13 protein-coding genes and 1 pseudogene are annotated in these 12,074 nt (G+C 64.9%); 9 read left to right on the forward strand and 5 right to left on the reverse strand.

Translation table 11 applies throughout. The features are described from left to right. Window positions 1-258 (reverse strand): annotated as a pseudogene (locus WAN02_RS15935) (hypothetical protein); the annotation flags it as partial. Window positions 259-378: 120 nt separating this feature from the next. Between WAN02_RS15935 and WAN02_RS15940 the strand changes: the two are divergent. Beyond that, window positions 379-1,275, forward strand: coding sequence for a phosphoribosylaminoimidazolesuccinocarboxamide synthase (locus WAN02_RS15940; protein WP_422265178.1), 897 nt, complete (start codon window positions 379-381; stop codon window positions 1,273-1,275). Then, the gene (locus WAN02_RS15945) at window positions 1,272-3,419 is read left to right on the forward strand and encodes a S9 family peptidase (protein WP_422265179.1); all 2,148 of its coding nucleotides are present in this window, start codon (window positions 1,272-1,274) and stop codon (window positions 3,417-3,419) included. Before WAN02_RS15940 ends, WAN02_RS15945 begins: the two co-directional genes overlap by 4 nt. Here WAN02_RS15945 and WAN02_RS15950 read toward each other — a convergent pair. Further along, complete coding sequence (locus WAN02_RS15950; RefSeq protein WP_422265180.1) at window positions 3,348-3,794, reverse strand: hypothetical protein; 447 nt, start codon at window positions 3,792-3,794, stop codon at window positions 3,348-3,350. The two genes, WAN02_RS15945 and WAN02_RS15950, sit on opposite strands and share 72 nt — an antisense overlap. Window positions 3,795-3,887: 93 nt before the next feature. On the opposite strand from WAN02_RS15950, the gene WAN02_RS15955 reads away from it, so the two are divergent. Then, window positions 3,888-4,451 (forward strand): TetR/AcrR family transcriptional regulator, encoded by a 564-nt coding sequence (locus WAN02_RS15955; protein WP_422265181.1) that lies wholly within the window; start codon window positions 3,888-3,890, stop codon window positions 4,449-4,451. A gap of 4 nt (window positions 4,452-4,455) precedes the next feature. On the opposite strand, the gene WAN02_RS15960 is transcribed toward WAN02_RS15955, so the two are convergent. Further along, window positions 4,456-6,042: a DHA2 family efflux MFS transporter permease subunit gene (locus WAN02_RS15960; protein ID WP_422265182.1), complete on the reverse strand. Its 1,587-nt coding sequence runs from the start codon at window positions 6,040-6,042 to the stop codon at window positions 4,456-4,458. A 61-nt stretch (window positions 6,043-6,103) separates the two neighbouring features. On the opposite strand from WAN02_RS15960, the gene WAN02_RS15965 reads away from it, so the two are divergent. The 3 genes from WAN02_RS15965 (at window position 6,104) to WAN02_RS15975 (ending at window position 9,056) form a co-directional block, all read left to right on the forward strand. Continuing rightward, window positions 6,104-6,592, forward strand: coding sequence for a glutathione peroxidase (locus tag WAN02_RS15965; RefSeq protein ID WP_422265183.1), 489 nt, complete (start codon window positions 6,104-6,106; stop codon window positions 6,590-6,592). A 79-nt stretch (window positions 6,593-6,671) separates the two neighbouring features. Further along, entirely contained in the window at window positions 6,672-7,376 is a 705-nt protein-coding gene (locus tag WAN02_RS15970) for a DUF2334 domain-containing protein (protein ID WP_422265184.1), read from the forward strand. 27 nt (window positions 7,377-7,403) lie between these two features. Further along, complete coding sequence (locus WAN02_RS15975) at window positions 7,404-9,056, forward strand: FAD-binding dehydrogenase (RefSeq protein ID WP_422265185.1); 1,653 nt, start codon at window positions 7,404-7,406, stop codon at window positions 9,054-9,056. A 77-nt stretch (window positions 9,057-9,133) separates the two neighbouring features. On the opposite strand, the gene WAN02_RS15980 is transcribed toward WAN02_RS15975, so the two are convergent. Beyond that, the gene (locus WAN02_RS15980) at window positions 9,134-9,769 is read right to left on the reverse strand and encodes an MBL fold metallo-hydrolase (protein ID WP_422265186.1); all 636 of its coding nucleotides are present in this window, start codon (window positions 9,767-9,769) and stop codon (window positions 9,134-9,136) included. 32 nt (window positions 9,770-9,801) lie between these two features. Between WAN02_RS15980 and WAN02_RS15985 the strand changes: the two genes are divergently transcribed. From WAN02_RS15985 to purQ, 3 genes are all read left to right on the forward strand, one after another. Continuing rightward, window positions 9,802-10,476, forward strand: a complete 675-nt coding sequence (locus WAN02_RS15985) for an ATPase (RefSeq protein WP_422265187.1) — start codon at window positions 9,802-9,804, stop codon at window positions 10,474-10,476. Between the two features lie 66 nt (window positions 10,477-10,542). Continuing rightward, window positions 10,543-10,782, forward strand: a complete 240-nt coding sequence (gene purS / locus WAN02_RS15990; protein WP_422265188.1) for a phosphoribosylformylglycinamidine synthase subunit PurS — start codon at window positions 10,543-10,545, stop codon at window positions 10,780-10,782. Next, window positions 10,779-11,453 (forward strand): phosphoribosylformylglycinamidine synthase subunit PurQ, encoded by a 675-nt coding sequence (gene purQ / locus WAN02_RS15995; protein ID WP_422265189.1) that lies wholly within the window; start codon window positions 10,779-10,781, stop codon window positions 11,451-11,453. The genes purS and purQ overlap by 4 nt, the downstream gene beginning before the upstream one ends. A gap of 7 nt (window positions 11,454-11,460) precedes the next feature. Here the strand turns inward: purQ and WAN02_RS16000 are convergent. Beyond that, window positions 11,461-12,074: WS/DGAT domain-containing protein (locus tag WAN02_RS16000; RefSeq protein ID WP_422265190.1), on the reverse strand; the 614-nt coding region annotated here is incomplete at its 5' end.

The following is a 12,074-nucleotide window of genomic DNA, read 5'->3' on the forward strand; positions in this document are numbered from 1 at the left end:
GGTCAGCGGCTCGCTGACCGCGCCGCCGACCAGTGGGATGTTATCGGCGCTCTGGCCGGCCGACTTGAGGCTGTCGGCGACACCGTCAGCGCCGCCTTGAACCTGCCGACCCACCTCGGCGATCGTCGACACCGCGCTGTGGACGGCCAGGCCGACGAGCACCCAGAGAAATGTCCAAATGGCGACGATGACGTCGCTGAACAGCTGGGCCAGCAGTCGGCCCGGAGTGGTGGCGTAAGGGACAAACCGCGATTTCATAATCCCGATCCCAACACAGGGTCGATCTGTAGGTCGCAGTTACGCGACCCCTCGGTTGAATTTGGCGGGCTCCTCCTTGGGCCTTTCGGGCCCGCATCGTCGCCCGGCTACGCTGTCCCGATGGGTCGTCCCGCTCTGTCCGACTATCAGCACCTGGCCAGTGGCAAAGTCCGCGAGTTGTACCGCATCGACGACGGTCACCTGCTGTTCGTCGCGACTGACCGGATCTCGGCATTCGACTATGTACTCGACAGTGTGATCCCCGATAAGGGACGCATCTTGACCGCGATGAGCGTCTTCTTCTTCGATCTCGTCGAGGCGCCCAACCATCTGGCCGGACCACCGGATGATCCACGCATCCCCGACGAAGTCCTGGGCCGGGCGCTGGTGGTACATGAGCTCGACATGGCACCTGTGGAGTGTGTCGCGCGCGGGTATTTGACCGGCTCGGGCCTACTGGACTACCAGCAGACCGGCAAAGTCTGTGGCATCACCTTGCCGCCGGGCCTTGTCGAGGCCAGCAGGTTCGCATCGCCGTTGTTTACCCCTGCGACGAAAGCTGAACTGGGACAACACGACGAGAATATTCCGTTCGCCAAGGTGATTGAATTGGTCGGTGGAGTCCGCGCCAACCAGTTGCGTGACCGTACTTTGCAGACCTATGTCCAGGCCGCCGACCACGCGCTTCGAAAGGGAATCATCATCGCCGACACCAAATTCGAGTTCGGCGTCGATGCCCGCGGCATCCTGGTGCTGGCCGACGAGGTCTTCACCCCCGACTCATCGCGCTACTGGCCTGCGGCCGATTACCGCGTCGGCGAGACGCAGAACAGTTTCGACAAGCAGTTCGTCCGCAACTGGTTGACCGGTCCCGAGTCGGGCTGGGATCGCGGAGGTTCTAAGCCGCCACCACGGCTTCCGGACAGCATCATCGATGCCACCAGAGCCCGTTATATCGAGGCCTACGAACGGATTTCTGGATTGCGCTTCGACGATTGGATCGGTCCGAGCGCATGACCGATAACACTCAACCGCCGATCGCCAAACGGGTCGACTCTCGGCGAGAGTTCCACGGTGACGTGTTCAACGATCCGTACGAATGGCTGCGCGACAAGTCGAGTCCCGAAGTGGTCGCCTACCTGGAGGCCGAGAACAACTACGCCGACCAGACGACCGCACAGCTCGAGCCGTTGCGGCAGCGCATCTTCGATGAGATCAAAGCGCGGACCAAGGAGACCGACCTATCGGTACCGGTCCGTCGCGGCGACTGGTGGTACTACGCTCGCAGCTACGAAGGCAAGCAGTACGGTGTCCAATGCCGTTGCCCGATATCCGATCCGACCGACTGGAATCCACCGGTCTTTGACGAGCACACGGAGATTCCCGGCGAGCAGGTGCTGCTTGACGAGAACGTCGAAGCTGAAGGGCATGACTTCTTCTCGCTGGGTGCCGCCAGCGTCAGCCCCGACGGAAATGTGCTGGCCTACTCCATCGACGTGGTCGGCGACGAGCGTTATACCTTGCGGTTCAGGAACCTTCGCACCGGAGAGCAGTACCCCGACGAGATCGTCGGCATCGGTGCGGGGGCGACGTGGGCCACCGACAACCGAACGGTCTACTACATCACCCTCGACGCGGCATGGCGTCCCGATACGGTATGGCGTCATCGCCTTGCGTCCGGCCTGCCCGCCGAGAAGGTGTATCACGAAGCCGACGAGAAGTATTGGCTCGCGGTGGGCCGAACGCGTAGCGACGCGTACGTGTTGATCGCAGCGGGATCGGCCATCACCTCGGAGGTCCGCTACGCCGACGCCGCCGATCCGCGTGCCGAGTTCGTCACCGTGTTGCCCCGCCGCGACGGGATCGAGTATTCGGTGGAGCACGCGATCGTCGGCGGGCAGGATCGATTCTTGATCCTGCACAACGACAATGCGGTGAACTTCACGCTGTCGGAGGCGCCTGTCGACGACCCCACGGCGCAGCGCACCCTGATCGATCACCGCGACGATGTGCGGCTAGACGGTGTCGACGCGTTCGCCGGGCACCTGGTGGTCAGCTACCGCGGCGAAGCGCTACCGCGAATCCAGCTGTGGCCCATAGAGGACGACGACTACGGACGTGCCGAGGAGATCGGCTTCGACTCCGCGCTGATGTCGGCCGGGCTGGGTGCGAACCCGAATTGGGACTCGCCCAAGCTACGGGTCGGCGCGGGGTCGTTTATCACCCCGGTACGCATCTATGACCTGGACCTGGTCACCGGCGAGCGCACGCTGTTGCGCGAGCAACCGGTGCTGGGCGATTACCGCCGCGAGGATTACGTCGAACGTCGCGATTGGGCGCAGGCGGCCGACGGCACCAAGATCCCGATTTCGATCGTTCACCGTGATGGTATCGAATTCCCAGCCCCAGCTTTGGTTTACGGCTACGGCGCCTACGAGATCTGCGAGGATCCGCGATTTTCCATCGCCCGGCTGTCATTGCTGGACCGCGGCATGGTGTTCGTCGTCGCACATGTGCGCGGCGGCGGCGAGATGGGCCGGCTGTGGTACGAGCACGGCAAGCTGCTGGAGAAGAAGAACACCTTCACCGACTTCGTCTCGGTCGGGCAGCATCTGGTGGACACCGGGCTGACCCGCCCGCAGCAGTTGGTGGCGCTGGGGGGTAGTGCCGGTGGCCTACTCATGGGTGCGGTGGCCAACATGGCGCCCGACCTTTTCGCCGGAATTCTGGCGCAGGTGCCGTTTGTCGACCCGCTGACGACGATCCTGGACCCGTCGTTGCCGCTGACCGTCACCGAGTGGGACGAATGGGGAAACCCGTTGAGCGACAGCAATGTCTACCACTACATGAAATCGTATTCGCCGTATGAGAATGTTGCGGCGCACAAGTATCCGGCAATTCTCGCGATGACCTCGCTGCACGACACCCGGGTCTACTATGTCGAGCCGGCGAAATGGGTTGCGGCGCTGCGGCACACCAAGACCGACGGCAATCCGGTGCTGTTGAAGACCCAGATGACCGCCGGCCACGGTGGTATCAGCGGGCGCTACGAGCGCTGGAAGGAGGTCGCCTACCAATACGCTTGGCTGCTAGCTGCCGCCGACCGCGACCACTACGGCGGCGGCCAGGTAGACGATCTCCTCAGCGGTGCGCAGGGGTAGCCGGGTCGTCATCGACTTGGGCGGGTGGGGCATCCGGGCCGCGTAGATGTTGGCCGGGAACATCGCCAGCATCAACAGCAGTAGGCAGACCGCGGCCGCGATCCGGGTAGCCGGAATCAGCAGGCCCACCGCGCCGAGCAATTCCAGCACCCCGGTGAAGCTGACCAGTAATCCCGCTGCCGGCAGCCGCGGCGGCACGATCGCGATCAGGCTGCCGCGCAGTGGCGGAACGAAGTGCGCCACGCCGGTCAGCACGAACATCGCGGCCAGGCCGACGGCGATCGCCTTGACCCAGGTGTCGACATAGTCGACGCCGAGCCAGTCCGCGACCCGGGCGGCCATGCTTCCGATGAGCAAAGCAATCAGCGGAGCCATCTCTTCATCCCCAATCTAGACACTGACAAGTTCTGCGGCCCAGCGTACGGTGGGTAACTAGTCAGTGTCAAGTTAGTCCGCTATGCTGCCGCTATGGACCGTCCGACCTACCATCACGGCGATCTGCGGGCCGCGATACTTACTGAGGCCGCGCGTCTGGTGGCGCAGCGGGGCGCCGACGGGGTGTCGCTCCGCGAGCTGGCGCGCGAGGCGGGGGTGTCGCACGCCGCGCCGGCACACCACTTCACCGACCGCCGTGGTTTGTTCACCGCGCTGGCCGCCCAGGGTTTCGGTCTGCTGGCCACCGCCCTCGAAGAGGCTCGCCCGCGCTTCCTGGATGCGGCATTGGCGTATGTGCGGTTCGCCATCGAGCATCCGGGCCACTACCGGGTGATGTTCGACAAGTCGTTGCTCGACCCGTCGAACCCGGAGTTGGTGGCCGCCGAAGCCGCTGCCGGGGACGAGCTGTCCCGCGGCGTCGCGTCACTGCCGGACCAGCACGCCCAGGCGGATCCGCGTGGTGCACAACTGGCGGCTTGGTCGCTGGTGCACGGTTTTTCGATGCTGTGGCTGAATGACGCGGTGAACCCTGAGCTGAAGGTCACCGATCCGATGGCGACCGTCGAGCGGATCGCCATGATGTTGTTCGAGGAGTAGTGGTCTAGACGGGCATCGTCGTCTGGCGTCTGCCAGGCGGCGGTGGCTTGTTGGGCAGGAACGCCACCGGCAGCAGCGTCAGCGCGACAACGACGATCGACACCACCAAGACGAGGGTGTAGGCGTGGGTGAGGTCATGCATCAGCCGGATGGTGAAATCAGCGGAGACCTCGTGATGCGACGGCACCGGCGGACCATGCTTCCCGAATTTGCCCCGGAGGATCCCGAGTTTCTCTGCAGCACCGATGGTTTCGCTGCGATTGAACTGACTGGTCAAGATCACCGACATCAACGCGGTGCCCACCGCAACGGCGACGTGTTGGTTGACACTGAGCAGTGTCGACCCGCGCGCCACCTCGTGCGGGGCCAACGTCTGTACCGCCGATCCGGACAGCGGTGTCAGGGTGCAGCCCAGGCCGATGCCGGTGATGACCAATCCAACCATCAAGATTGGCAGATATTCCGCCTGTTGCGATGCGCCATAGGCGAATACGGTCAACCCGGTGGTGATCGCCGTGATCCCGACCAGCAGGACATTGCGGGGTCCACGCTTGTCCATCAAGGTGCCGGCCAGCGGCATGGTCAGCATCGCGCCGAGCCCCTGCGGGATCAGTTGCAGGCCGGACTGCAGCGGAGTTTCGTGCAGCAACTGCTGGAGATAACTGGGAATGACCAGGACGGCGCCGAAAAACCCAACGGAGAAGGCGAACATCGCGGTGTTGGACAGCGTCACCGCCCGATTCTTGAACAGCCGCAGGTCGATGAGCGGATGGTCGGCGCGGTGCAGCGCGTGCAGAACGAACGCCGTGATCAAAGCGATTCCGAAGAGCCCCGGTATCCACACATGAGTGTCGGTGAAGCTGTCACGCCGCGGCACCGAGGAGATCCCGAACAGCAGTGTTGCCAATCCCGGTGACAGCAAAAGCATCCCGACGAAGTCGAAGGCCTCCGACGGGCGCGGACGATCTCTCGGAAAGATCAATGCCGCGAGCGCTATCAGGATCACGCCGACCGGCAGGTTGATCCGGAAGATCCATTGCCAGCCGTAAGCGCTGATCAGCCAGCCACCGAGGACCGGCCCGCACATCGGGGCAAGCAGCATCGGGATACCGAGCACCGCCATCAACCTGCCGAGCCGTCTCGGGCCGGCCTCGCGCGTCAAGATGATCAGGGTCAGCGGCACCAGCATCCCGCCGCCAAAACCTTGGATGACTCGAAATGCGATGAGCTGGGTGATGTTCGATGCCATCGAGCACAGCAGCGATGCCAAGGTGAACCATAGAGCCGCACCCATGAACAGCCGCTTGGTGCCGAATCGGTCTGATGCCCAGCCGGCCAGCGGAATCACCGTGGCCTGGCCGAGCGTGTAGCCGGTGATCGTCCATGCGACGACGGCCTGGGTGGATGCGAACTCAGCGATGAACGTCCGCTGCGCGACGCTGACGACCGTGCCGTCCAGAATCGCCATCACCGAGGCGAGAATGCAGACGCCGGCGATTCGCAGCAGGCCGGCATCCAGCGAATCCGGGTACTCGGCGAGATCGTCGGCCGCGGGTTCGTGGTTGGCCGTCGGCACCGCGCGAGAAACCATGGCCACCAGACTAACGAGAAAGTAGCTAGCTGATCAAAATGTCCTGGGGTAGCCTCCGGGTATGACTGTGACCGAGATCGCTTTGACCGGCCTTGATGGCGGTTCACTGTCACTGGCCGACTTCGACGACCGCGCCGTGCTGGTGGTCAACGTCGCCTCGAAATGTGGTCTGACACCGCAATACGCCGCGCTGGAGCAGCTCGCGCGCGATTACGGCGAGCGCGGCCTGACCGTTCTCGGAGTTCCGTGCAATCAATTCATGGGCCAAGAGCCGGGCACCGCAGAAGAAATCCAGACTTTTTGTTCGACGACTTATGGCGTGACGTTTCCGCTTTTGGCCAAAACCGATGTCAACGGGCCCGACCGGCACCCGCTTTACGCCGAATTGACCAAAACGCCTGACGCCGACGGCCAGGCCGGTGACGTGCAGTGGAACTTCGAGAAATTCCTGGTCGCACCGGGCGGAGAGGTGGTCAACCGATTCCGTCCGCAAACGGTGCCTGACGCGCCTGAGGTGATCGCAGCGGTCGAGGCTGTGCTACCGAATTAGCTGGTCGGCGCGTCGAACTGACGCCTGCTGTCCGCGTGTATGTCACCATTTGGACATCTGACATCGTCAAAATTGTGATGTGTCTGGGAAGTTGATCGTCTCGGTCTCCGGGATTCGCGAACGCACACTGGACGACGTCGCCGAATTCTGCGAGAAAATGGACAACCGGTCTGTGCCGGTGTCGTTACTGGTCGCGCCGCGGTTGAAGGGCGGTTACCGGCTGGATCAGGATCCGGTCACCGTCGAGTGGCTGGCTGGCCGACGTGCCGCCGGCGACGCGATCCTGCTGAACGGATATGACGACGCGGCCACCAAGAAGCGCCGCGGTGAGTTCGCCACGCTGCCTGCGCACGAGGCCAATTTGCGCCTGATGGCTGCAGACCGGGTGCTCGAACACCTCGGACTACGCACCCGGCTCTTCGCTGCGCCGCGCTGGACCGCATCGCCGGGAACAGTGACCGCCCTGCCGCGCAACGGGTTCCGTCTTCTCGCCGATCTGCATGAGATCACCGACCTGGTTCGGCATACGACGGTGCGGGCCCGGGTGCTGGGGATCGGCGAAGGATTCCTGTCCGAGCCGTGGTGGTGCCGGATGTTGGTGCTGTCGGCCGAGCGCGTCGCGCGCCGCGATGGCGTGGTCCGGGTCGCGGTCGCCGCCAGTCACCTACGCAAACCCGGCCCGCTGCAGGCGATGCTGGACTCGGTGGATCTGGGGTTGCTGCACGGCTGCGAGCCCACCGTCTACCAGTGGCGGGCCGATCAGGCCGTTCTCGACGCAGCCTGATCCCTCAGGTCGCTACTGTGTAGCGCCATGAGCGATACCCAAGCTGATGTCATCATCGTCGGGGCGGGCCTGGCCGGCCTGGTGGCCGCCTGCGAGCTGGTGGATCGCGGCAAACGGGTGCTGATCGTGGACCAGGAGAACGGCGCCAACCTCGGTGGGCAGGCGTTCTGGTCGTTCGGCGGCTTGTTCTTCGTCGACAGCCCAGAACAACGTCGGCTGGGTGTGCATGACAGTCACGAACTCGCGTTGCAGGATTGGCTCGGCACCGCGGCGTTCGACCGGCAGGAAGACTACTGGCCCCGGCAGTGGGCGCACGCGTACGTCGATTTCGCGGCAGGCGAGAAGCGCAGCTGGCTGCGCGCCAGGGGGTTGAAGATCTTCCCGCTGGTCGGCTGGGCCGAGCGCGGCGGCTACGGCGCGCAGGGGCACGGCAACTCAGTTCCGCGCTTTCACATCACTTGGGGAACCGGGCCGGCGATCGTCGGGATCTTCGCGCGCCGGCTGGTCGATCACCCGAAAGTGCGGTTCGCCCACCGGCATCAGGTTGACGAGCTGATCGTCGACGGCGCTGCAGTGACCGGGGTTCGGGGCACTGTGCTGGAGCCGTCGTCCGAATCGCGCGGCGTCCAATCATCGCGAATCGCGATCGGAGAGTTTGAATTTCGTGCTCAGGCGGTGGTCGTCACCAGCGGTGGTATCGGCGGCAACCACGATATGGTGCGGGCGAACTGGCCGACCCGGATGGGCCGGGCCCCCGAACGGATGCTCACCGGCGTCCCCGCGCATGTCGACGGCCGGATGATCGCGATCGCCGAGAAGACCGGCGCCCGGGTGATCAACCGGGACCGGATGTGGCACTACACCGAGGGCATCACCAACTACGACCCGATCTGGCCGATGCACGGCATCCGGATCATCCCCGGGCCGTCATCGTTGTGGCTGGACGCCACCGGTAAGCGGTTGCCGGTGCCGTTGTACCCGGGCTTCGACACCCTCGGAACGCTGGAGTACATCGCGAAGTCGGGCTACGACTACACCTGGTTTGTGTTGAACGCCAAGATCATCGGCAAGGAATTCGGCTTGTCCGGTCAGGAACAGAACCCGGACTTGACCGGACGCAGCGTGCGTCAGCTGATCGGGTCGCGGGCCGGATCCGGCGCCCCCGGTCCGGTGCAGGCCTTCGTCAAAAAGGGAGTCGACTTCGTCACGGCAAACTCATTGCGCGACTTGGTGTCCGCGATGAACACCCTGCCCGATGTGGCGGCGCTGGACTATGCGACGGTCGCCGACGAGGTGACTGCGCGCGACCGCGAGGTGGTGAACAAATTCACCAAGGACGGCCAGATCACCGCGATCCGCGCTGCCCGCGGGTATCTGGGCGACAAGCTGGGCCGCGTCGTCCCGCCACACGCCTTGGTGGATCCGAAGGCCGGGCCGCTGATTGCGGTCAAGTTGCACATCTTGACCCGAAAGACGTTGGGCGGGTTGGAAACCGACCTGGATTCACGGGTACTCAAGGCAGACGGGACCCCGCTCGACGGGCTGTACGCGGCCGGCGAGGTCGCCGGATTCGGTGGCGGAGGTGTGCACGGCTACCGGGCCCTGGAGGGAACGTTCTTGGGCGGCTGCATCTTCTCCGGTCGTGCCGCGGGCCGAGGTGCGGCCAGCGACATCGGCTGAAACTCTCGCCAGCGTGAAGCCAGCCGCACAGTCGGCCTCGAGTGTGAAGCTAGCCGCACGCTCGTCGGCTCAGGCGGCTAAAAGGTAACCGCGCTCTCTTCAGGTAGCACCTGGAAGTCCGTGCTGGTCATCTCGCTGAGCCGCCCGTAGTAGATGCCGCGCGCCTCTGGCGCGACGACGGCCTGGTGGATGGGCACCGCGCGGGTCGGCGCCACCGCCCGCAGATACTCGACCGCCTCGGAGATCTTCATCCAGGGCGCGGCCGCCGGGGTGGCCAGTACATCGATCGGCTCATCCGGGACGAACAACGCGTCGCCGGGGTGCATGAAACGTCCGGGTTGCTCGTCGTCGATCACGTACGAAATGTTATCTATCACTGGGATTTCCGGGTGGATGACGGCATGCTTGCCGCCGAGCGCGCGGATGGTCAGCCCGCCGACCGACAGTTCGTCACCGACGTGCACCGCCTGGCACGGCACGCTCAGCTGCTCGGTGGTCTGCGGGTCGGCGTAGAGCGCGGCGCCTGGATTGCCGTCCAGCAGCGCGGGCAGTCGCTCCTGATCCACGTGGTCAGGATGCTGATGGGTGATCACGATCGCGGACAGGCCGGTGATGCCCTCGAAGCCGTGCGAGAAATTTCCCGGGTCGAACAGCACCGTGGTGTGGCCGAAGTCGGCGAGAACGCAGGAATGGCCGAAATGCGTGAGTTGCATGTCTACGATTGTGCGCTCATGGGGTCCACGGCATGCGCCTAGTCCTGGCGGCGACGCTGATCGTGGGCGGTCTGTGGGTGGCGTGCGTGTCGTCGTCCGGTTTCGCCGTCGCGGACCCGGAAACCTGTCCACCGGTGTGCGACAAGATTCCCGACACGGCCTGGATCTCCTCGTCCGCGATACCGTTGAACTCCACCTACCATTGGCCGTCGCCGGCCGAGTCGGCCGTACCGATGACGGGTGGCGCGACGCCTCGGTTCCGGTTCGAGGAGGTGTGCGCGACGCCGGTCTTCCCGCAGGACACCCGCAACTCCGCGGTCGCGAGCCGGGTGGCGGTGGACAGACCCCAGGGCCAATGGCAACTGCGGGCCGAGGTGGTGCACTGGCGGGGTGACACCGCACGTGGCGGCCAAAGCGCGACATCGGTGTTCGGCATCGCCGCGGCGGCGTTGCGCGGCTGCCAATTGGGCGCCTCCGGAGAGTCGCCGTCGGTCACCGTCGACGAGCCGAACCGGCTTTCCGCGGTGGTCAGCGGGCCGGTGATCATGCATACCTACCTGGTCGCGCACTCGGAAAACAGCACGATCAGCGAGCTGACCCTGTGGGCGTCAGACCCTGTCCAGCTGGCTTGGCCGATCATCTCCGACGACCAGGTGCTGGACGCCATGGCCTCGTCGCTGTGCGCGGCCTATCTTGGCTCGTGCTAGCACGCCGGCCGGGGTGCCGACCGGTAGAGTTGGCGCCGAGCAGCCAAAACAGCAGGAGGAGTGCGGGTGGCCCGGGTCATTGTGCACGTAATGCCCAAGGGCGAGATTCTCGACCCGCAGGGCCAGGCAATCGTCGGCGCACTGGGCCGTCTTGGACATGCCGGTATCTCAAATGTGCGGCAGGGCAAGCGATTTGAGCTCGAAGTGGACGACAGCGTCGACGACGCGGCGCTGGAAGAGATTGCCGCGTCGCTGCTGGCCAATACCGTCATCGAAGACTGGACCGTAAGCCGAGAACAGCAGTGACGACGCGTATCGGCGTCATCACCTTTCCCGGCACGCTCGACGACGTGGACGCTGCCCGTGCGGTGCGTGCCGTCGGCGCCGAGGCGGTCAGCCTGTGGCACGCCGACGCCGACCTCAAGGGTGTCGACGCGGTGGTGGTGCCCGGCGGGTTCTCCTACGGCGACTACCTGCGCTGCGGTGCCATCGCGAAATTCGCCCCGGTGATGGGAGAAGTCGTCACCGCCGCAGATCGCGGGTTGCCGGTGTTGGGAATCTGCAACGGTTTTCAGGTGCTCTGTGAGGCCGGGCTGCTGCCTGGTGCCCTTACCCGCAACGCCGGTTTGCATTTCGTCTGCCGCGACGTGTGGCTAAGGGTGGCATCGACGTCGACGGCATGGACGTCTCGCTTCGAAGCCGACGCCGATCTGCTGATCCCGTTGAAGTCCGGCGAGGGCCGTTATGTGGCCTCCGCCGACGTGCTCGACGAGCTGGAAGGCGAAGGCCGCGTGGTGTTTCGCTACCACGACAACCTCAACGGCTCGCTGCGTGACATCGCCGGAGTCAGCTCGGCCAACGGCCGCGTTGTCGGGCTGATGCCGCACCCCGAGCACGCGATTGAGGCGTTGACCGGGCCGTCCGATGACGGTCTTGGCCTGTTCTATTCGGCGCTGGACGCCGTCCTCGCCGCCTGAGCCGCGGCTAGCGCAGCGCGTGCTCGGCCATCAGGCCGACCGTGCTGTTGCCGACTGAAAACCCTGCGGCGCTCCGCAATTCACTGAACGCCGCAGTCAGCGCATCGGTTGCCTCATGTGGGTCATTGAAGGTCTCGTCGTCGGTGAGCACCGCGATGCCGAGCTGGTCGACATAGCTCCACACCGTGATGTTGACCGGAGCTCCGGGTGACAGCACACCCGTCGAGTAGATCTCGCTGACCGGGGCGCCGCCGAAGTGGCCACGCTCCCGCGGCCCAACCACGCTGGACACCGCGACGTTCATCATCTTGTTCGGCGCATCGCGGTGCCCCAGCCACCGGAATGCCGCCGGGGCGATCGCCGTCGGCAGGTAGCCCATTATCTGCCCGTACAGGCGGGGGCCCAGGATCTCGTGATCCTCCTTGGCGATCTTGGTCGCCAGCGCGACCAGCTGCGCGCGTTCGGCCGGGTCGGCGACATGCACCGGCAGCGAAATCGACAGACCGCTGATCTCGTTGCCGGTCACGCGCTCGGACTTGTCGGTGGCGGTCGGTACCGACGCGATGATCGGACGGTCGGCTTTGCCGTCATAACGCAGCAACAGCTCGCGCAGCCCACCGG

Source organism: Mycobacterium sp. (genome assembly GCF_049281135.1).
Classification (GTDB): domain Bacteria; phylum Actinomycetota; class Actinomycetes; order Mycobacteriales; family Mycobacteriaceae; genus Mycobacterium.

Excerpts from the sequence above, each read along its gene's own strand:
- WAN02_RS15940 (WP_422265178.1), top strand. The coding sequence starts at position 379 with ATGGGTCGTCCCGCTCTGTCCGACTATCAGCACCTGGCCAGTGGCAAA.
- WAN02_RS15945 (WP_422265179.1), top strand. The coding sequence starts at position 1,272 with ATGACCGATAACACTCAACCGCCGATCGCCAAACGGGTCGACTCTCGG.
- WAN02_RS15950 (WP_422265180.1), bottom strand. The coding sequence starts at position 3,794 with ATGGCTCCGCTGATTGCTTTGCTCATCGGAAGCATGGCCGCCCGGGTC.
- WAN02_RS15955 (WP_422265181.1), top strand. The coding sequence starts at position 3,888 with ATGGACCGTCCGACCTACCATCACGGCGATCTGCGGGCCGCGATACTT.
- WAN02_RS15960 (WP_422265182.1), bottom strand. The coding sequence starts at position 6,042 with ATGGTTTCTCGCGCGGTGCCGACGGCCAACCACGAACCCGCGGCCGAC.
- WAN02_RS15965 (WP_422265183.1), top strand. The coding sequence starts at position 6,104 with ATGACTGTGACCGAGATCGCTTTGACCGGCCTTGATGGCGGTTCACTG.
- WAN02_RS15975 (WP_422265185.1), top strand. The coding sequence starts at position 7,404 with ATGAGCGATACCCAAGCTGATGTCATCATCGTCGGGGCGGGCCTGGCC.
- WAN02_RS15980 (WP_422265186.1), bottom strand. The coding sequence starts at position 9,769 with ATGCAACTCACGCATTTCGGCCATTCCTGCGTTCTCGCCGACTTCGGC.
- WAN02_RS15985 (WP_422265187.1), top strand. The coding sequence starts at position 9,802 with ATGCGCCTAGTCCTGGCGGCGACGCTGATCGTGGGCGGTCTGTGGGTG.